Source organism: Rhabdonatronobacter sediminivivens (assembly GCF_013415485.1).
In the GTDB taxonomy this organism is placed as follows: Bacteria; Pseudomonadota; Alphaproteobacteria; order Rhodobacterales; family Rhodobacteraceae; genus Rhabdonatronobacter; species Rhabdonatronobacter sediminivivens.
In genome coordinates this window covers 34,977-54,459 of sequence record NZ_JACBXS010000003.1, presented here as the reverse complement: position 1 = coordinate 54,459, position 19,483 = coordinate 34,977, and the positions used below count along the sequence as shown (strand labels likewise).

Here is a 19,483-nt window from a genome sequence, read left to right as displayed (position 1 = left end):
CTACTTGCCGATGCAAAAACTGGCAAAGATATCATCCAGCAGATCTTCAACATCGACCTTCCCGATCAATGAATCAAGGGCGTGAACCGCCGCAGATATATCCGCAGCTGCCAACTCCACCATTCCATCAACATCCTGGACGCAGCCAAAGGCCTTTTCGAGGCGGTCGCGCGCGGCTCTCAACCCTTGTTCATGGCGGGCCCGCACAGCAAACCCGTCCGGAGTCACGCGCTCCTGCAACCGGTCTTCCAGTCTCTGCAGCAGCAGATCGATCCCCTGGCCCGTCACACCGGATACCCCACCAGAGCCAGCCGCCTGAATGTCGGCTTTTCCAACAATAACAATATCATCAGCGCGAGGAGGCACCGCGGGATCAGCCCCCCGATGCTCCAGAAGGATAACTCTGATATCAGCGTCATCGGCGCGCTGTCTTGCCCGCGCGATACCGATCTGCTCGATCTCGTCGTCACTGTCACGCAAACCTGCCGTATCCAGCAAGGTCACGGGAAACCCGCCAAGGTCCATCTGCACTTCAATGACATCGCGAGTGGTTCCGGCAATATGTGATGTGATGGCAGCCTCACGCCCCGCCAGGGCATTGAGCAGTGTCGACTTCCCGGCATTCACCGGCCCGAGAATCGCCACCTCGAACCCAGAGCGTATGCGCTCCCGGGCACGCATCCCATCCAGTTCCGTATCGATTTCTCGAATGACCTGCTCAAGATTGGCCGAGATTTCCCCCATGAAATCGCCCAGTTGCTCTTCAGCAAAGTCTATACCAGCCTCAAGCAGTGCAAGCGCACGCACCAGCTTTCCACGCCATTGGCCGATCGTCTTGCCTGCAGCGCCTTCAAGAAGGCGGATGGCCTGTTTACGCTGAAATTCTGTATCAGAATCAACAAGATCCGCCAAAGCTTCGACCTGCACCAGATCAAGGCGACCGTCTGCCAGCGCACGCCGGGTGAACTCCCCGGCCTCAGCATGGCGCAGACCAGGCATGCGCCCCAGCTCTCCTTCGACAGCTGCCACTCCCGCAGGACTGCCATGGATCATCAGTTCGGCAACCCGTTCTCCGGTAAAGCTCGCCCCGTCTTCGAACAACAGCACCAGGCCGGTATCCAGTACCGAGCCACATGCGCCCCGCAGCTTTCGCAGGCTGGGCACCCTTGGCATCAATCCCGTCCCGGCGAGTGTAGTTGCAGCGTCCCAGGCCGCAGGACCGGATACTCGGATTACGGCGACCCCGGCGCGCCCCCGCGCAGTGGCCAAGGCATAGATCGTATCCATACGGACCCTTCGCCTGACATCATCCTCAGGTATTCATCGAATCGAAAAACTCGCTGTTGGACTTCGTCTGCTTCAGCTTCGATATCAGGAATTCGATCGCATCGGTCGTCCCCATGGGGTTCAGGATCCGGCGCAACACGAATGTTTTCTGCAGATCCGACTTTTCGACCAGAAGCTCTTCCTTACGGGTGCCGGATTTCAGGATATCCATCGCCGGGAAGACGCGTTTATCCGCAACCTTGCGGTCCAGAACGATCTCGCTGTTGCCCGTGCCCTTGAATTCCTCAAAGATCACCTCGTCCATGCGACTTCCGGTATCTATCAGCGCCGTCGCGATAATCGTCAGCGACCCGCCTTCCTCGATGTTGCGCGCGGCACCAAAGAACCGCTTGGGACGCTGCAGGGCGTTCGCGTCCACACCCCCGGTCAGCACCTTGCCCGAGCTTGGCACTACGGTGTTGAACGCCCGGCCCAGACGTGTGATCGAATCCAGCAGGATGACCACATCACGCTTGTGTTCCACCAGGCGCTTGGCCTTTTCGATCACCATTTCCGCAACCGCCACATGCCGTGTCGCCGGCTCGTCAAAGGTCGAGGCAATAACCTCGCCCTTCACGCTGCGCTGCATGTCGGTCACTTCCTCGGGACGCTCATCTATCAGAAGAACAATCAGATAACATTCCGGGTGATTGTTCTCGATAGAATTCGCAATATTCTGAAGAAGAACGGTTTTCCCGGTGCGCGGCGGTGCAACGATCAGTGCCCGCTGGCCCTTACCCAGAGGCGAGACAATGTCGATGATCCGCGCCGAACGGTCCTTGACGGTCGGATCCGCCAGTTCCATGTTCAGCCGCTCATCCGGATAAAGCGGTGTCAGGTTGTCAAAGTGAACCTTGTGGCGTGACCGTTCCGGATCATCAAAGTTGATCTTCGTGGCCCTTGTCAGCGCAAAATACCGCTCGGTTTCGGACGGGGCCTGGATCACGCCCTCAACCGAATCCCCGGTGCGCAGTGAAAACCGACGGATCATCTCGGGCGAGACATAGATGTCATCAGGACCGGACAGATAGTTCGCCTCGGGCGACCGCAGGAACCCGAATCCGTCCTGCAACACCTCCAGCACGCCGTCGCCAAAGATCTCCCAACCCTCTTCAGCCCGTTCCTTGAGGATCGAGAACATCATCTCGCCCTTGCGCATGCTCGAGGCGTTCTCGATCTCCAGCTCTTCGGCCATAGCCAGAAGTTCGGCCGGGCTACGGGATTTGAGTTCTGCAAGGTTGAGCTGGCTTACGGTCATGGGAATGGTCCATCGGCCATGACGAAGCATGGCACAAAAAGTTTGTGTGGGGGCATGAGACGACCGAAGCGGACGCCCCGGCAAGCTGTACCTAAGCCACGATACCCTGGAAGTCAATCGAGCCGGGCCCTGAGTTCGATCATGCCGCTGCCCTTCATAATCTCATTCTTGGATAAAGGACTCTGAAGAGTGTAGTAGGGCCTGTGGAACAGTGGATTATATTTCCCTCCACAACCTTATGCACAGCCGAACCCATGTCTGGTGGCGACTTTCTGCGCACAAAATAAGATTTTTAAACTTAAAATCATATACTTAATAAGATAATACAGACTCTTTCAGGGCGCCGCTTCGCCATTGCTCAGAGTTATCCACAGACCACCGGCGCAAGTCATCATTGTGGAGAAACAGCTGCCGGAGGCGGGACAGCCGCGCAGTCTTGCCGCCGTCCTTGCCGCGCATGTGGATGACGCCGGGTTTTCCCCTTGCCCCACATCGAATTCCCCACATAGATATCCCCATGAAACGGATCATCCTCGCTTCTTCTTCCGCCGCGCGACATGCCATGTTGCAGGCCGCAGGGCTCCAGAGTGTCGCTGAACCCGCGCGTATCGACGAAGTTGCGTTACGTGATTCGCTTCTCCATGAAGGGTGCACCCCGCGCGACCTCGCCGATGCGCTGGCCGAGGCGAAGGCCCGCAAGATATCCAATCGTTTCCCCGAGGATCTGGTGCTCGGATGTGACCAGGTGGCTGACCTCGGCGGCACTGTCATCTCCAAGGCCCCGGACCCCGAACAGCTGTTTGAACAGTTGTGCCGGATGCGCGGTCATAGCCATGAGCTGTATTCCGCTGCGGTGCTCTATCAGCAAGGTGTGCCGATCTGGCGTCATGTCGGTGTTGCGCATCTTCAGATGCATGACCTGTCGGATGCCTGGTTGCGCGGCTATATTGACCGGAACTGGTCCGAAATCCGCCATTGCGCGGGTGGCTACCAGATCGAGGCCGAGGGCGTTCGCCTGTTCGCACGCGTAACGAGTGACCACTTCACCATTCTCGGGCTGCCGCTCATGGAACTTCTGAACTTTCTTGTCCAGAGACAGGATCTGCCCATATGACAACTGTTCCCCTGGCCGGGGTGATCGGCGCGCCCATTGGCCACAGCAAGTCACCGCTTCTGCACGGGCATTGGCTTCGTGTCCTGGGGATCCGCGGGCATTACGTCCCGCTGGACATCGCCGCCGAGGATCTGACAACCTGCCTTGCCACCCTGCCTCGCATGGGGTTTCGGGGGGTCAACGTCACCATCCCGCACAAGGAAGCTGTGCTGCCGCTGGCCGCCGAGGTTTCGGCCCGTGCCCGGCGCATCGGCGCGGCCAACACGCTGACCTTCGGCACGGGTGGATTTCACGCCGACAATACCGACGGCGAAGGTTTCATGGAAAATCTGCGACAGGGCGCACCGGGCTGGGACCCTGCGGCAGGGCCGGCGCTGGTGTTGGGCGCGGGTGGCGCTTCGCGCGCAGTGGTCGTTGCCCTGCAGGATGCTGGGGTGCCCGAGATCCGTCTTTGCAACCGCACATTGACCCGCGCGCAGGCGCTGGCACGGGAATTCGGCGCCCCCGTGACCGTGGTTGACTGGGCTGACAAGGCTGTCGCTGCAGGGGATGCGGCGTTGCTGGTCAACACAACCTCGCTTGGCATGCAGGGTCAGAGCCCGCTTGACCTGCGACCCGATGCGCTCAATCCCCAAGCCCTTGTCACCGATATCGTGTATTCTCCGCTTGAAACGCCGCTTCTGCAGATAGCGCGCGCCCGTGGGTGCCGCACCGTTGACGGCCTGGGCATGTTGCTGCACCAGGCCGTGCCGGGGTTCGAGCGCTGGTTCGGCCAACGCCCCAGCGTGACCGATGAACTTCGCGCGGCGGTGCTGGCAGGATGACGCGGCCGCTGATCCTGGGGCTGACCGGCTCCATCGGTATGGGCAAATCCACCACAGCCGCCATGTTCGCTGCGGAGGGTATTCCGGTCTGGGATGCCGATGCTGCCGTGCACCGCCTCTATGCCCCCGGGGGGGCCGCAGTTGCGGCTGTTGCGGCGCTCTGCCCGGATGCGCTGGACGATGGCGGGATCGACCGCGGCGCCCTCAAGCACTGGATCGCATCGGATGACACTGCCCTGGCACGTCTGGAAAAAGCGGTGCACCCGCTGGTTGCCCGGGACCGTGCCGCGTTCATATGCAAGGCGCGTGAGGATGGCAAGTCCTTGGTTATATTGGATATTCCACTTCTGTTCGAGACAGGTGCAGATGCAGGTTGTGACCAGACACTTGTTGTCACAGCCTCGCCTGAAGTGCAGCAGGAGCGCGTGCTGGCCCGCCCCGGCATGACCCGGGTTCAGCTGGACAGCATTCTGGCCCGCCAGATGCCGGACGCAGAAAAGCGCGCCCGTGCCACACATGTCATCGAAACCCGAACCCTGGATCAGACCCGCGCCGATGTGCGCGCCCTGATCCAGCGCCTGATACCGGAGGAATGATGCGCGAACTGGTCATGGATACGGAAACCACAGGCCTGGACCCGCAGGAGGGGCATCGTATCGTTGAGATCGGCGCAGTTGAGCTGATCAACCACATGCCCACCGGCCGGACCTATCATCAATACATCAATCCGGAACGCTCCATGCCGGTCGAGGCGTTCGAGGTTCATGGCCTGGGAGATGAGTTTCTGGCCGGTCAGCCGGTATTCGCGCAGATCGTGGCCGAGTTTCTGGAGTTTGTCGGCGATGCCCGGCTGGTGATCCACAATGCAGCTTTTGACATGCGTTTCATCAATGCCGAATTGCGCTGGCTGGGCCGTGATCCCCTGCCCGACCGGCAGGCGGTGGATACGTTGGACATGGCGCGGCGGCGCTACCCGGGCGCACCGGCCTCGCTCGATGCGCTGTGCCGGCGCTTCGGGATCGACAACAGCGCCCGGGAAAAGCATGGGGCGCTGCTGGACAGCGAGATCCTGGCCGAGGTGTATCTGGAGCTGATCGGCGGCCGTCAGCCGGATTTCGCGCTCTCTGGTCCATCCCAACACCAGAGCCGGGCGGCCGAAAACGCCGGATGGCGCCCGAAGCCGCGTCCGAAGCCACTGCCGCCCCGGCTGACAGCCGCGGAACGTGACGCCCATGCGGCCTTTGTGGCCAATCTGGGGGAAAACGCCCTGTGGACCCGGTATCTGTCAAAGCACTGACCTTGATCCCGCGCGCCCCTGGTGCATGACGCAGCAGCGCCCACGAGCCGCGTCCCACCCGCCCACCCACGCGCCTCGTGGGCGCCGCCCTGTGCTGGGGCACAGGGCGGGAAGTCATTCAGGCCGAGCTGTCCATCTCCGATGCCGGTTTCTGCCGCATCAGAGTGATATGGCTTGCGCCATATTTCCTCTGATCCTCAATGACAAATCCGGTTGGCGCGGGTTGGGGCGCGGCCTCTTCCCAGATGACCAGCGCATCGGTTGCCAGCCAGCCGCCCTTGGTGGCCGACCCCAGCGCCTGTGCGCCCAGACCCTGGCCATAGGGTGGGTCCATGAAGACCAGGGTGAAGGGCGCGCCGCGGTTGTCACCCAGCCGGGTGGCATCGCGCCGGAACAGGCGCGTTGTCCCCATGGCCTGCAGTTTGTCGATGTTCTCGCGGATCAGGGCGCGACCCGCGGCACCGTTTTCGACAAAGGTGACATGCGCGGCCCCGCGCGAGAGCGCCTCGAACCCCAGCGCGCCGGTACCTGCGAACAGGTCCAGCACGCGTGCGCCCTCCAGCACCCGCCCGAACCGCCCGGAGCCAAGCATGTTGAACAGCGCCTCACGTACCCGGTCAGGGGTGGGGCGCAGGTGCGCCGCCGCATCCCCGGCGCCGACTTCGGCCAGCTTGCGCCCACGGAACCGACCGCCGACAATCCGCATCAGCGCAGCAGGTCCTTCAGGTCAACCGCCGGATCGGCCAGCCGGGCCGGGTCCGGGCTGCGGCGCTGGGTCAGCAGGCGCTTGCCCAGCATGAAGGCGCGCGGATCATTCATGGCGTCCACAGCCAGGAATGTTCCGCCGCCGAAATACCAGTGGCTTCGGGCGCTGCCACTCTCGCGCACGATGACCCGGTCATGCCCCGTGCCCAGCCCGGCGATCTGCAGCTTCATGTCATACTGGTCGGACCAGAACCAGGGCACCGGGTCATAGGGCTGGTCGGCGCCCAGCATGTTTGCGGCCACGCATTCGGCCTGATCGATGGCATTCTGCACGCTTTCCAGCCGCATCTGTTCCCCGCGCCAGGGAAAAGAGGCGCAATCCCCCGCCGCCCAGACATGGGGATCGCTTGTTCGGCCCTGCGCGTTGGTGGCGATGCCGTTGTCGATGGTCAGCCCGGCCGCTTGTGCCAGCGCATCATCCGGGGTGATGCCGATCCCGCAAACCACGAAATCCGCAGCGATGACCCGGCCATCGGCCAGATGCGCGGCGATGTCCCGGCCATCCCTGCCCTCCAGGCGCTCCAGCGGCGTGCCTTCAAGCAGTGTCACCCCCTGCCCGGCGTGCAGTTGGCGCATATAGTCCGAGGTCTCGGCCGCCGCGACCCGTTGCAGAATGCGCGGTGCGGCTTCGATCACGGTAACCGCCAGGCCGCGTTTGGCGCCCACCGCTGCGGCTTCAAGCCCGATATACCCGCCGCCGATGACCACCATGCGCCGCCCGGCCACGAATTCGGGCGCCATGCGGTCCACATCGGCCAGGGTGCGCACGGTATGCACCCCGGCCAGATCGCCGCCCATGGCCGCAGGAAGCCGCCGCGGAATGGCCCCGGTGGTCAGGGCCAGTTGCTCATAGTCCAGGGTCTGATCGCCCATGCGGATCTGGCGCCGGGCAGGGTCCAGCGCGGTGACGGCTGCATCGGTGATCAGCGTGATCCCCTGTTCGGTGTAATAGCTCTCGGGTCGCAGGAACAGGCGTTCCATGTCCATTTCGCCCAGCAGATAGGCCTTGGACAGGGGTGGCCGTTGATAGGGCGGCACAGGTTCGGCACCGATCAGGGTCAGCGGCCCGTCATGCCCCAGCGCCCGCAGCTTTGCCACCAGCGCCGCCCCGGCCTGCCCGGCCCCTACAACGACGATCCCGGCCATCTGTTCCGCTCCTGTGTTCGCATCTGGCCGCGAAGGTTTCGCCGCCTATATGTCGCCCACACTTATACACACCCCAGACAAGAGGAAAGTCATGAGCATCAAGCCGGGAGATACCCTTCCCCAGGCCACGCTGGGCCGCATGGGCGATAACGGTCCTGAAACGGTGGACCTGTCAGAACTGATCAAGGGCCGCAAGGTTGTCATCTTTGCGGTTCCGGCGGCATTCTCGTCTACCTGCCACACGGCCCATGTGCCCAGCTTCATCCGCGTCAAGGATGACCTGGCCGCCAAGGGGGTTGAGGATATCATCTGCATCTCGGTCAATGATCATTTCGTCATGAAGGCCTGGGCCGAGGCCACGGGGGGCGAAGCCGCGGGGATCAAGATGCTGGCCGATGCCGATGGCGCCTTTACAAAGTCGCTGGGCATGGCGTTTGACGCCCCGCCAGTGGGGTTCTTCGGCCGGTCCAGACGCTACGCGATGCTGGTCGAAGATGGCGAGGTGAAGGTGCTGAACCTGGAAGAAGCCCCGGGCACGTGTGAACTTTCAGGTGGCGAAGCCATGCTGCAGAAACTTTGATCGATCTGAACCCGGGCGGCGAAATCTGCACCGCTGTGCAGAATTTTTCCGCCCGGAAGCTTGCCAACGCGCTTCCGGGGGTCATCTTGTTCCCTCGGAGGAGCATACAGCGGCATGCAGAATACAGGGCTGCAACTCACCTCGATCAATGGTGTCGACCGCATCGCGGCGGCTGACTGGGACGCATGCGCCTGCCCCGAAGCGACCATGGGGCGGCCGGCGGACCCGTTTACCACGCACCGTTTCCTGAAGGCACTGGAGGATTCGGGTTCCGTGGGGGACGGCTCCGGCTGGGATCCACATCACTTTGTCCTGCGCGACGGGTCACGGGTCGTCGGTGTGGCGCCGGTCTATGCCAAGTATCACAGCCAGGGCGAATATATCTTCGACCATGCCTTTGCCGATGCCTGGACGCGCGCGGGCCAGTCCTATTATCCGAAACTGCAATGCGCGGTCCCCTTTACCCCGGCAACGGGGCGCAGGATCCTTGTCGTCCCGGACCGGGAGGACGATGCCGGGGGGGTCATGCTGCAGGGGCTTTCGCGGGCGGCGGCGCAGAACGGGCTGTCTTCGGCGCATGTGACCTTCTGCACCGAAGAAGAGGCGCGAAAGGGGGCGGATCAGGGGTATCTGCACCGGGTAACCGAGCAGTTCCACTGGCAGGATGCCGGGTTTGGTGATTTTGACGGCTTCCTGGGCGCGCTGTCTTCGCGCAAGCGCAAGGCCATCCGCAAGGAGCGCGCCACCGCCGCAGATTTTGGCGGCACCATCCATGAGCTGACTGGCGACGCCATTGAGCCTGAACACTGGGATGCGTTCTGGACCTTCTATCAGGACACAGGTGCGCGAAAATGGGGCCGACCCTATCTGACACGGGATTTCTTTGCTGCAGCACAGGCCAGCCTGCGCGACGATATCCTGCTGGTCATGGCGCGCAACAACGGGCGCTGGGTCGCTGGCGCCCTGCATTTCATCGGGCGGGATACGCTGTTCGGGCGCTACTGGGGCTGTATCGAGGATCACCCCTGCCTGCATTTCGAACTCTGCTATTATCGCGGCATCGATTTCGCCCTGCGCAACGGGATGTCGCGGGTTGAGGCGGGCGCGCAGGGTTCGCACAAGCTGGCGCGCGGATACCTTCCGCGCAAGGTCCATTCCCTCCACCATTTTCCCGACCCCCGTTTCCACGACGCCGTGGCGCGCTACCTGTCGGAAGAGCGTTCGGCCATGGAGCATGAAATCGACCTGCTGGCCGATATGGGCCCGTTCCGAAAGATCGCGGGCCGACCGCAGCATCAGGAGGAACCGCAATGACCGAGAAACTGACCGACCAGAGCTTGCTGGATCCGCTTCTGTCCCAGGGCTGGACGCTGCGCGATGATGGAGCGGCGATTGAAAAGACCTATACCTTCGCCAATTTTGTCGAAGCCTTTGGCTGGATGGCACAGGCCGCGATCTGGGCGGAGAAACTGAATCACCACCCCGAATGGTTCAATGTCTTCAAGACGGTGAAGGTCACGCTGACCACCCATGATGTGGACGGACTGTCCGAGCTGGACGTGAAGCTGGCCAGGAAGATGGACAAGCTGGCGGGATAAGGTGGAAGCGCGCGCAGCCTCCGTCCGGGCCGCGCGCCCACCCACCCACCCTTGCGCGCAGCCCGGACGGAGGCTGCGCGCGCCAGAGCATCTTGTGTCCCATGATCCGCGCTGACCCTCTGGGCGCGCATCGCGGAAAACCCGGATCCGGTCATCATTTGCGGGTGGCCGACTTTAATGCCAGGTGACATCGCCCAGAAAGATGTAGCCCGCGCCGTAGATGGTCTTGATCAGGCGCGGGTTTCGGGGGTCTTCGCCCAGTTTGGTGCGCAGGCGTGAAATCCGCACATCCATGGCCCGGTCAAAGCTTTCGCCCGCCGCGCCGCCCAGGGAGTCCTGCATCTGCGTGCGGGTGATCAGCCGCTTGGGGCTTTCCAGGAACAGGCGCAGGACCTCGCCCTCGGCATGGCTGAAGGGGATTTCGGCGCCGTCGCTGCGGGTCAGGATGTAGCGGTCGAAATGGGCGGTCCAGCCGTTGAACCGGGCGGTTTCGGCGCTGGCGCTGCCTGCGAAGCTGGCGGGGCGGCGCAGGCGCGCGCGGATGCGGGCAACAACCTCGGCGGGTTCAAAGGGTTTGATGATGTAGTCATCGGCGCCCAGTTCCAGCCCGGTGACCCGGTCCTGCACCTGCGCCCGGCCCGAAATGATGATGATGGTTGCCCCCGATTCAAGCGCCAGCCGGTGCACAAGTGCCAGCCCGTCGCGGTCCGGCAAGCCCAGATCCACCAGGCAGACATCAGGGGTGGCGTGTTTCAGCGCCGCTTCGAACTCGGTCGCGCGGGCAAAGCATGAGGTGCGGAATCCGGCATCTCCCAGGGCCTGCGCCAGCATCTGGCGGATTTCGGGCTCATCATCAAGGATCGCGACATGGGGCTGGTTCATGCGGCGACCTCTTGCAGCGAGGTCTGCAGATCCGCAGGGCCGAAGGGTTTTCCGAGCACCGGGAATTCGGCGGCTGCGGTGCGGCGCAGGCTGTCCCCCGGCGGCAGCGAGGTCATGAGCGCGGCACGTGTGAGCCCGCGGATGCGTAGGTGGCGGGCCAGGTCCAGCCCGCTCATTTCACCAGGCAGGTTGATATCGCTCAGCACCATTTCGATCCCCGGCAGTTCGGCCAGTTGCATGGCTTCATCGGCACTGGTGGCCTCGATCACGCTATGGCCCATGCTGCGCAACATCTCGCGCACGGATTCGCGAATTTCGGTGCTGTCTTCGACCAGCAGCACCATTTGCGGGGCGGCATTGGTGCTGACCCGGCGCAGGGGCAGGCGCAGCGTGACGCGGGCGCCGCCCTGCGCGCCGTTGGACAGCCGCACGGTACCCCCGCAAAGCGTGATCTGGTCATAGACCATCGCCAGACCCAGGCCTGATCCCTCGCCGCCCTTGGTGGTAAAGAACGGCTCCAACCCATGGGACAGGGCGGTTTCGGAAAAGCCCGGGCCCGTATCCTTGACCGTCACTTCCAGCCAGGTGTCCTGCACGGCGCGGGCGGTCAGGCGGATTTCGCCGCCCCCTTCGTCCAGCGCGTCGCGGGCATTCAGGATCAGGTTCAGCAGGCTGTCCTGCAGCGCACCCGCATCCAGCATCAGCGGTGGCAGGGCGGTTTCCAGCCGCACGCGCAGCTGCACCGTTTCCGGCAGCGAGGGGCTGGCCATCATGTGCAGGTCATCCAGAAGCGATTCCAGATCGGTCGGCCCCGGGCGGATTTCGCGGTGCCCCGAGATCTGGGCGATCCGGTCCAGCAGCACCCCGCCGCGCCGCGCCGCCGCCATGGTGGAGCGGGCCAGCTCGGCCAGACGCGGGGGCAGTGCGGTATCGCGCAGCATCCGGCCCTGCAGGCCGAGGATGATGGTCAGCAGATTGCCGAAATCATGCGCCAGCCCCGATGAGAGCTGCGCGGCCAGTTCCCGCTTGCGGGTCTGGGCCAGGGCGGCGCGGGCCTGGGTTTCCTCGGTCACGTCCATGGACAGGATATAGATGCCATTGATTGGCCCGGTGCCGATCTGGTCCGGGGTAAAGGCCACGCGGATGCGACGCCCGCTTTCGGTGTCGGTGAATTCGTAGACGGACGCCTCTCCGCGCAATGCGCGCTCAAGTGAGGGGCGTATCCTGGCGAAGGCATCGCCCAGCGCCTCGGAGGCATGCAGGCCGATGATGTTGCGCGGACGCCCGGGCATGACCGCCGACAGGCGCCGGTTGGAAAAGGTATAGCGGTAGTCCCTGTCCATATGCGCGATATGGGCCGGCATCATCTCGGTGGTCAGCCGGGTGCGGGCCTCCATCTCGGTCAGTTCGCGCTTGGTTTCTTCCAGCCTTGCATTGGTGGCGGCCAGCTCGCGGTTAGCCTGGGCCAGGCGTTCGGCATGGGTCAGCAACTCACCCGAGAGTTCCTCGGAGCGGGCGCGCAGAAGCTGTTCCTGCAGCCGCACCTCGGTGATGTCGGTATAGACTGTGACCCAGCCGCCCTGGTGCAGCGGCGCGCCTTCGACGGAAATCCAGCGTCCGTTGGCGCGCTGGCGCTCCATGTAATGCGGCACAAAGGCGCGCGCGGCCTCGACCCGGCTGCGGATGGCTTCGTCGCGGTCCTTGACCGGGCCGTATTCGCCACGATCCACCAGATAGCTTATGATATCCTCAAAGGCGACGCCGGGCTGGACAAGGTCATCGGGAAAGCCGAACATCTCCTGGAAGCGGTGGTTGCACAGGGCAAGCTTGAGGTCGCTGTCAAAGATCGACAGGGCCTGCTGGATCAGGTTCAGCCCGGCATTCATCAGCCGAAAGCGCGTATCCTCCAATTCCGGCATGCTGTCCTCCCTTTGAACACGCCCGGGGAGTTCAGGTTTACCCTGCCCATGCGCCTGGCGAAAGCTGCCATTGCCACCTGTTACAATTCGAAAGGATTGGGCAAAAGTGAAGCAATACTTGCCCAGCAAGACAAGGCCAACGCGCCGGTGATCCGGCGATTCTGCCCGGGCTATGAGGTAGGCCCGCGCAAGACGGGAGGACAGACGCCGTGAGCACCACGCCCGCGCAGGATGCACCCTGCTCGATCCCCGCGCTTCTGGCGCGCAATGCCAGCCGCTACGGGGCAAAGACCGCGTATCGCGAAAAGGAATTCGGGATCTGGCAGCACTGGACCTGGTCCGAAACCGCCGAGGAAATCCGCGCCATGGCGCTGGGCTTTCTGGCGCTGGGCATGGAGCGGGGCGACTATGTGGCCATCATCGGCCGCAACCGGCCCGCGCTCTACTGGTCCATGGTGGCCGCGCAATCGGTGGGGGCGATCCCGGTGCCGCTCTATCAGGACGCGGTCGCCGAAGAGATGGCCTATGTGCTGGACCATTGCGGCGCGCGCTTCGTGGTGGCCGGCGATCAGGAGCAGGTGGACAAGGTCATCGAGGTGCAGGAGACTGTCACCTGCATCGAGCAGATCCTTTACCTGGACAAGCGCGGGATGCGCAAATACGACCACAGCCGCATGAACTGGCTGGAGGATGTGCAGACCGAAGGCCGCGCCGCCGCGCAGCGCCTGGGCGCCAAGCTGGACAAGCGCACCGCCGAGCTGACCTATGACCACACTTGCGTCATGCTCTACACCTCGGGCACCACGGGCAAGCCCAAGGGCGTGGTGCTCAGCAACCGCAACATCATCGAAACCTCCCGCGCCTCGTCCGAGTTTGACAAGCTGAAACCGGGTGATGAAATCCTGGCCTATCTGCCCATGGCCTGGGTTGGCGATTTCATCTTTGCCATCGGGCAGGCCTACTGGACCGGGTTCTGCGTCAACTGTCCGGAATCGGCGCAGACCATGATGACCGACCTGCGCGAGATCGGCCCCACCTATTACTTCGCCCCGCCGCGCATCTTTGAAACCATGCTGACCACGGTGATGATCCGCATGGAGGACGCAAGCCCCATCAAGCAGCGCCTGTTCCACCATTTCATGGCCCATGCGCGCAAGGTCGGGCCGAAGCTGCTGGACGGCAAGCCGGTGAGCATGGGCGCGCGGCTGAAATACGCGCTGGGCAACCTGCTGGTCTATGGCCCGCTGAAGGACACGCTGGGCCTGCGCCGCATCCGCGTGGCCTACACGGCGGGCGAGGCGATCGGCCCCGAGATCTTCGAGTTCTACCGCTCGCTGGGGATCAACCTCAAACAGCTTTACGGTCAGACCGAAGCATCGGTCTTCATCACCCAGCAGCCCGATGGCGAGGTTCGCAACGATACCGTGGGCGTGCCCAGCCCCGGCGTGGAGGTGAAGATCGCCGAGAATGGCGAGGTTTACTACCGCTCACCCGGCACATTCGTCGAATATTACAAGAACGCCGACAGCACGCGTGACACCAAGGACCCCGAAGGTTGGGTGGCCACCGGGGATGCCGGGTTCTTCGAGGAAGCCACCGGGCATCTGCGCATCATCGACCGCGCCAAGGATGTGGGCAAGATGGCCGATGGCGGCATGTTCGCGCCCAAATATGTGGAAAACAAGCTCAAGTTCTTCCCCAATATCCTGGAAGCGGTGGTCTTCGGCAACAACCGCGACCGCTGTGTGGCCTTCATCAACATCGACCTCGGCGCAGTTGGCAGCTGGGCTGAGCGCAACAACATCGCCTATTCAAGCTATCAGGAACTGGCGGGGCTGAAGCGTGTGCTGGATACGATCCAGGAGCATGTGGAGCAGGTCAACGAAAGCGTGGCGCAGGACAAGATGCTCTCGGGCTGCCAGATCCACCGCTTTCTGGTGCTGCACAAGGAACTGGACGCCGATGACGGTGAAATGACCCGCACCCGCAAGGTGCGCCGCCGTATCGTCGAGGACAAGTTCGCCGATCTGATTGACGCCCTCTATGGTGACAAGGACAGTGTCTACACTGAAACCGAAGTCACCTACGAGGACGGGCGCAAGGGTCGGATCAAGGCAACGCTGGAAATCCGTGACGCGCGCGTCTTCGGCAACGAACAGAGGATTGCCGCAGAATGACCCAGTCACAGCTTCCCCAGGAAAGCCCAAAGTACCCCGTTGCCGCCATCATTGCGGTTGCCGGTCTGATCCTGGCCTTCGCCATCGTGCGATTCTTTCCCGAGTTCCTGAAACCCGCGATCAGCGGCTCCATCACCGGCGCGTTCGGTATTCTTGCGATCCAGCGCATCTGGCCGGGCCTGCCCTTGTCGCGGATCCATTACATCATCGGCTCGATGATCGCCTACGGGTTGGTCGTCGGCCTTGTCGGAAGGCTCTGAACCATGCTCGATACCCAGCCGGATGAGGGCTACACCACCGCTGACGGTCGCAAGATCGGCGGTGTGGCGATGGAAATGAAGAACATCACGCTGCGCTTCGGCGGCGTGGTGGCAATCAAGGACATCAGCTTCGATATCCGCTGGGGCGAGGTGCGCGCCATCATCGGCCCCAATGGTGCGGGCAAGTCCTCGATGCTCAACGTCATCTCTGGTTTCTACAACCCGCAGGAGGGCGAAGTCATCTACAAGGGCTATCGCCGCCCGCGGATGCGCCCCTATCAGGTGGCCCGCACCGGCATCGCCCGGACTTTCCAGAACATCGCGCTTTTCGAAGGCATGAGCGTGCTGGATAACATCATGACCGGGCGGCTCAACCACATGAAGGCCAACATCTTCCAGCAGGCCATGTGGTGGGGCAAGGCCCAGAAGGAAGAGGAAGAAAACCGCGAGAAGGTTGAAAAGGTCATCGACTTCCTGGAGATCCAGCACATCCGCAAGACCCCGGTTGCCCGCCTGCCTTACGGCCTGAAGAAGCGGGTGGAGCTGGCCCGCGCATTGGCGGCCGAGCCGTCGATCCTGCTGCTGGATGAACCCATGGCCGGCATGAATGTCGAGGAGAAGGAGGACATGTGCCGCTTCATCCTGGATGTGAATGACGAATTCGGCACCACCATCGTCCTGATCGAACATGACATGGGCGTGGTCATGGACCTGTCCGACCGGGTGGTGGTGATGGATTACGGCAAGAAGATCGGCGACGGCACCCCGGACGAGGTGCGCAACAACGAAGAGGTCATCAAGGCCTATCTGGGGGTGACCGATGACTAAACGCGCCGCAACAGTTGTTTATCGGGGGGGCAGACATGCCTGACACGCTACTTTTTGCCATGGAGGCAGCCGCCAATGGCCTGACGGCCGGGGTCATGTATGCCCTGGTGGCGCTGGGTTTCGTGCTGATCTTCAAGGCCAGCGGGATCTTCAACTTCAGCCAGGGGGTCATGGCGCTTTTTGCCGCGCTGACGCTTGTGGGGCTGCAAAGCGGGCAGATACCGTTCGCACATCTGATCAACGCGATCTTCGGCACGCGGCTGCACTATTTCGGCTTCACGCTTCCGACGCTTGCTGCCATCGCCGGGACCGTTGTGGTCATGATCGTGTTTGCCTGGCTGGTCGAGCGCTACATCTTCCGCCACCTGGTCAACCAGGAGCCCATCATCCTGTTCATGGCCACCATCGGCCTTGCCTATTTCCTCGAAGGTCTGGGCGATCTGATGTGGGGGGCCGAGGTCAAGCGGCTGGACGTGGGTATCCCGCAGGGCATGTCGCTGGCGGTGGACGAGACCACGTTCAACTGGTTCGGCTACGGCTTCTACATGGACACGCTGGAGCTGTGGGCCGCGCTGATCGCTGCCATTCTGGTGGGCGCGCTGGTGGTATTCTCGCAATACACAAAGCAGGGCCGTGCGCTGCGTGCGGTGGCCGATGACCACCAGGCGGCCCTGTCGGTCGGCATTTCGCTGCGCTTCATCTGGGTGCTGGTGTGGTCGCTGGCGGGGATCGTGGCACTGGTCGCGGGCATGATGTGGGGCGCAAAATCGGGGGTGCAGTTCTCGCTGTCGCTGATCGCGCTCAAGGCACTGCCGGTGCTGATCCTGGGCGGCTTCACCTCGATCCCCGGGGCGATTGTCGGCGGATTGATCATCGGCGTGGGCGAGAAGCTGTTCGATTTTTTCATGGGACCGCTGATCGGTGGCGCCACCGAGAACTGGTTCGCCTACATGCTGGCGCTGGTGTTCCTGCTGTTCCGCCCGCAGGGGCTGTTCGGCGAAAAGATCATCGAAAGGGTCTGATCCATGCTTTACCGTGAAGCGGGCGATTTCAAGACGTCCTACACCTCTGACAACCAGACCTTTCCGATCCGGTTCGATCGCTATGGTTATTACTTCGTGCTGGGCGTCGCCTTCCTGGTCATGCCGCTGATCCTGAACGACTACTGGACCAACGCGCTGGTGGTTCCGTTCCTGATCTATACCATCGCGGCGCTGGGGCTGAACATCCTGATCGGCTATTGCGGGCAGCTCAGCCTTGGCACCGGCGGGTTCATGGCGGTGGGGGCCTATGCCAGCTACAAGCTGATGACCGGGTTTCCGGACCTGAACATCATCTTCGTGATCCTGCTGTCGGGGCTTGTCACCGCCGGGGTGGGGGTGCTCTTCGGCCTGCCCTCGCTGCGGATCAAGGGCTTCTACCTGGCGGTGGCAACGCTGGCGGCGCAGTTCTTCCTGATCTGGCTGTTCACGCGGACGCCCTGGTTCTTCAACTACTCGCCCACGGGCATGATCTCGGCGCCCACGCGGACGGTGTTCGGCATCCCGGTGACCGGCGCCTCGGCCAGTGCGCTGTCGATGTACATGATCTGCCTGGTATTCCTGGTGGCGCTGGCGTGGCTGGCGCGCAACCTGACGCGCGGCACCCTCGGGCGTCAGTGGATGGCGATCCGAGACATGGACATCGCGGCCGAGATCATCGGCGTCAACCCGCTCTGGTCGAAGCTCACCGCCTTTGCCGTGTCCTCGTTCTATATCGGTGTCGCGGGCGCGCTGCTGTTCGCCGTCTACCTGGGTGCGGCCGAAGCGGGCGAGGCCTTCGGGATCGACAAGTCCTTCCTGGTTCTGTTCATGGTCATCATTGGCGGGCTGGGGTCAATCTTTGGCGCCTTTGCCGGGGCGTTCTTCCTGATCGCCGGGCCGGTGCTGCTCAAGATCATGCTGGTCGACAACCTTGGCTGGGCCACCGATCTGGCCGCGCATCTGGAGATCATGATCATCGGCGCGCTGATCATCGTGACCCTGATCATGGAGCCGCACGGGATCGCCGCGCTGTGGCGTACGATCAAGGAGAAGCTTCGGCTCTGGCCGTTCCCCTATTGAGGGTGCGGCGACGACCCGGCGCCCGGGGTAGTGGGCGCATCAATCACCGTCATCCAATGTGGGAGGAGACACCAATGAAGATGACAAGACTGACCGCAGCCCTTGCGGTCACCATGACCGCCGCAGCCCCGGCCATCGCCGAGTCGCTGTTCTTCCCCAACATGAGCTATCGCACCGGCCCCTTCGCTGCCGGCGGCATCCCCTTCGCCGATGGCTATGCCGATTACTTCACGCTGATCAACGAGCGGGACGGCGGCATCGGTGGCGTGCCCATCCGCTACAGCGAATGCGAGACCGCCTATAACACCGAGCGGGGCGTGGAATGCTACCAGGCGCTGCGCGGCGAAAACCCGCTGGTGCTGCAGCCGCTGTCCACGGGCATCACCTATCAGATCATCCCGCGCGCCGCACGCGACGAGATCCCGATCCATTCCATGGGCTACGGGCGCACCTCGGCCGTGAATGGCGAGGTCTTCAACTGGACCTTCAACTACCCGGCCAACTACTGGGACGGGGCCAGCGTGATCATCAACTACCTGCTGGATGAAAACGAGGGCAGCCTGGACGACAAGAAGATCGTGCTGCTCTACCACAACTCGGCCTATGGGCGCGAGCCGATCCCAACGCTGACCCGCCTGTCCGAGCGCCTGGGCTATGAGTTGCTGACCATCGGTGTGGACAGCCCCGGCCAGGAGCAGGGCAGCCAGTGGCTGCAGATCCGCCGCGAACGTCCTGACTATGTCATCATGTGGGGCTGGGGGGTGATGAACTCCACCGCCGTGCAGGAAGCCGCGAATATCCGCTTCCCGATGGAGAACTTCATCGGCGTCTGGTGGTCGGGCTCGCAGCAGGACGTGCTGCCCGCCGGGATGGGCGCGGATGGCTACAAGGCGCTGGCAATGCACGGGACGGGCACGGACTATCCGGTCTATGACGACCTGCAGGAATACGTCTATGACCGCGGCCTTGCTGCGGGCACCGGCGATGAGGTCGGCACCGTGCTCTATTCGCGCGGGATGTATGCCGCGATGCTGGCGGTCGAGGCCGCGCGCACCGCGCAGGAAATCCACGGTGTGGCCAACATCACCCCGGCGATGATGCGCGACGGCATGGCCAATCTGGTCATCACCGAAGAGCGCATGGCCGAACTGGGTCTGCCCGACTTCGGCCCCCCGTTCGAGGTCAGCTGCCAGAACCACGGCGGTTCGGGCCAGGCCATGATCCAGCAGTGGGACGCCAGCGCCCAGGAATGGAACCTGATCACCGACTGGATCGAACCCGACCGTGAGCTGATCATGGAAATGGTGATGGAGGACAGCCTTGCCTTCGCCGCCGAGAACGACATCGAACCGGCCTGCCTGAACTGAGGCACGCCTCCGGCGGCCCCGTCCGGGGCCGCCACCACCC

20 protein-coding genes are annotated in these 19,483 nt (G+C 63.0%); 14 read left to right on the top strand and 6 right to left on the bottom strand.

Annotation, left to right across the window (positions count from 1 at the left end):
• On the bottom strand, positions 1 to 1,287 hold the full coding sequence (gene mnmE, locus HUK65_RS02060) for a tRNA uridine-5-carboxymethylaminomethyl(34) synthesis GTPase MnmE (RefSeq protein WP_179904467.1): 1,287 nt from the start codon (positions 1,285 to 1,287) through the stop codon (positions 1 to 3).
• Positions 1,288 to 1,312: 25 nt separating this feature from the next.
• Complete coding sequence (rho, locus tag HUK65_RS02055) at positions 1,313 to 2,584, bottom strand: transcription termination factor Rho (protein WP_179904466.1); 1,272 nt, start codon at positions 2,582 to 2,584, stop codon at positions 1,313 to 1,315.
• Positions 2,585 to 3,101: 517 nt separating this feature from the next.
• Between rho and HUK65_RS02050 the strand changes: the two genes are divergently transcribed.
• The 4 genes from HUK65_RS02050 to dnaQ are packed head-to-tail and all read left to right on the top strand — an operon-like array spanning position 3,102 to position 5,819.
• The gene (locus HUK65_RS02050; RefSeq protein ID WP_179904465.1) at positions 3,102 to 3,698 is read left to right on the top strand and encodes a Maf family protein; all 597 of its coding nucleotides are present in this window, start codon (positions 3,102 to 3,104) and stop codon (positions 3,696 to 3,698) included.
• Complete coding sequence (locus tag HUK65_RS02045; protein ID WP_179904464.1) at positions 3,695 to 4,522, top strand: shikimate dehydrogenase; 828 nt, start codon at positions 3,695 to 3,697, stop codon at positions 4,520 to 4,522. The genes HUK65_RS02050 and HUK65_RS02045 overlap by 4 nt, the downstream gene beginning before the upstream one ends.
• Positions 4,519 to 5,118, top strand: a complete 600-nt coding sequence (gene coaE, locus HUK65_RS02040) for a dephospho-CoA kinase (protein ID WP_179904463.1) — start codon at positions 4,519 to 4,521, stop codon at positions 5,116 to 5,118. The genes HUK65_RS02045 and coaE overlap by 4 nt, the downstream gene beginning before the upstream one ends.
• Positions 5,118 to 5,819 (top strand): DNA polymerase III subunit epsilon, encoded by a 702-nt coding sequence (gene dnaQ / locus HUK65_RS02035; protein WP_179904462.1) that lies wholly within the window; start codon positions 5,118 to 5,120, stop codon positions 5,817 to 5,819. The genes coaE and dnaQ overlap by 1 nt, the downstream gene beginning before the upstream one ends.
• 118 nt (positions 5,820 to 5,937) lie before the next feature.
• On the opposite strand, the gene rsmD is transcribed toward dnaQ, so the two are convergent.
• Both rsmD and HUK65_RS02025 read right to left on the bottom strand, forming a co-directional pair.
• Entirely contained in the window at positions 5,938 to 6,525 is a 588-nt protein-coding gene (gene rsmD / locus HUK65_RS02030; protein WP_179904461.1) for a 16S rRNA (guanine(966)-N(2))-methyltransferase RsmD, read from the bottom strand.
• Complete coding sequence (locus HUK65_RS02025; RefSeq protein WP_179904460.1) at positions 6,525 to 7,730, bottom strand: NAD(P)/FAD-dependent oxidoreductase; 1,206 nt, start codon at positions 7,728 to 7,730, stop codon at positions 6,525 to 6,527. The genes rsmD and HUK65_RS02025 overlap by 1 nt, the downstream gene beginning before the upstream one ends.
• 91 nt (positions 7,731 to 7,821) lie before the next feature.
• Between HUK65_RS02025 and HUK65_RS02020 the strand changes: the two genes are divergently transcribed.
• From HUK65_RS02020 to HUK65_RS02010, 3 genes are all read left to right on the top strand, one after another.
• The gene (locus tag HUK65_RS02020; RefSeq protein ID WP_179904459.1) at positions 7,822 to 8,310 is read left to right on the top strand and encodes a peroxiredoxin; all 489 of its coding nucleotides are present in this window, start codon (positions 7,822 to 7,824) and stop codon (positions 8,308 to 8,310) included.
• 114 nt (positions 8,311 to 8,424) lie between these two features.
• A complete protein-coding gene (locus HUK65_RS02015; RefSeq protein ID WP_179904458.1) occupies positions 8,425 to 9,624 on the top strand; it encodes a GNAT family N-acetyltransferase in 1,200 nt (399 codons plus the stop codon).
• Positions 9,621 to 9,908 (top strand): 4a-hydroxytetrahydrobiopterin dehydratase, encoded by a 288-nt coding sequence (locus HUK65_RS02010; protein ID WP_179904457.1) that lies wholly within the window; start codon positions 9,621 to 9,623, stop codon positions 9,906 to 9,908. The genes HUK65_RS02015 and HUK65_RS02010 overlap by 4 nt, the downstream gene beginning before the upstream one ends.
• 174 nt (positions 9,909 to 10,082) lie before the next feature.
• Here the strand turns inward: HUK65_RS02010 and HUK65_RS02005 are convergent, their stop codons facing one another.
• The gene (locus tag HUK65_RS02005) at positions 10,083 to 10,790 is read right to left on the bottom strand and encodes a response regulator transcription factor (protein WP_179904456.1); all 708 of its coding nucleotides are present in this window, start codon (positions 10,788 to 10,790) and stop codon (positions 10,083 to 10,085) included.
• Positions 10,787 to 12,709, bottom strand: coding sequence for a hybrid sensor histidine kinase/response regulator (locus tag HUK65_RS02000; protein WP_179904455.1), 1,923 nt, complete (start codon positions 12,707 to 12,709; stop codon positions 10,787 to 10,789). The genes HUK65_RS02005 and HUK65_RS02000 overlap by 4 nt, the downstream gene beginning before the upstream one ends.
• A 48-nt stretch (positions 12,710 to 12,757) precedes the next feature.
• Here HUK65_RS02000 and HUK65_RS01995 point away from each other — a divergent pair, with 48 nt between their 5' ends.
• The 7 genes from HUK65_RS01995 to HUK65_RS01965 all read left to right on the top strand — a co-directional run bounded on the left by HUK65_RS01995 (position 12,758) and on the right by HUK65_RS01965 (position 19,443).
• Complete coding sequence (locus HUK65_RS01995; protein ID WP_179904454.1) at positions 12,758 to 12,922, top strand: hypothetical protein; 165 nt, start codon at positions 12,758 to 12,760, stop codon at positions 12,920 to 12,922.
• The gene (locus HUK65_RS01990) at positions 12,919 to 14,886 is read left to right on the top strand and encodes an AMP-binding protein (RefSeq protein WP_327787013.1); all 1,968 of its coding nucleotides are present in this window, start codon (positions 12,919 to 12,921) and stop codon (positions 14,884 to 14,886) included. Before HUK65_RS01995 ends, HUK65_RS01990 begins: the two co-directional genes overlap by 4 nt.
• Positions 14,883 to 15,146 (top strand): hypothetical protein, encoded by a 264-nt coding sequence (locus HUK65_RS01985; RefSeq protein ID WP_179904453.1) that lies wholly within the window; start codon positions 14,883 to 14,885, stop codon positions 15,144 to 15,146. Before HUK65_RS01990 ends, HUK65_RS01985 begins: the two co-directional genes overlap by 4 nt.
• A 3-nt stretch (positions 15,147 to 15,149) precedes the next feature.
• Positions 15,150 to 15,974 (top strand): ABC transporter ATP-binding protein, encoded by an 825-nt coding sequence (locus tag HUK65_RS01980; RefSeq protein ID WP_179904452.1) that lies wholly within the window; start codon positions 15,150 to 15,152, stop codon positions 15,972 to 15,974.
• 35 nt (positions 15,975 to 16,009) lie between these two features.
• Positions 16,010 to 16,996, top strand: a complete 987-nt coding sequence (locus HUK65_RS01975; protein WP_179904451.1) for a branched-chain amino acid ABC transporter permease — start codon at positions 16,010 to 16,012, stop codon at positions 16,994 to 16,996.
• 3 nt (positions 16,997 to 16,999) lie between these two features.
• A complete protein-coding gene (locus HUK65_RS01970; RefSeq protein WP_179904450.1) occupies positions 17,000 to 18,076 on the top strand; it encodes a branched-chain amino acid ABC transporter permease in 1,077 nt (358 codons plus the stop codon).
• A gap of 74 nt (positions 18,077 to 18,150) precedes the next feature.
• Positions 18,151 to 19,443 (top strand): ABC transporter substrate-binding protein, encoded by a 1,293-nt coding sequence (locus tag HUK65_RS01965; protein ID WP_179904449.1) that lies wholly within the window; start codon positions 18,151 to 18,153, stop codon positions 19,441 to 19,443.
• The last annotated feature ends 40 nt before the right edge of the window (positions 19,444 to 19,483 follow it).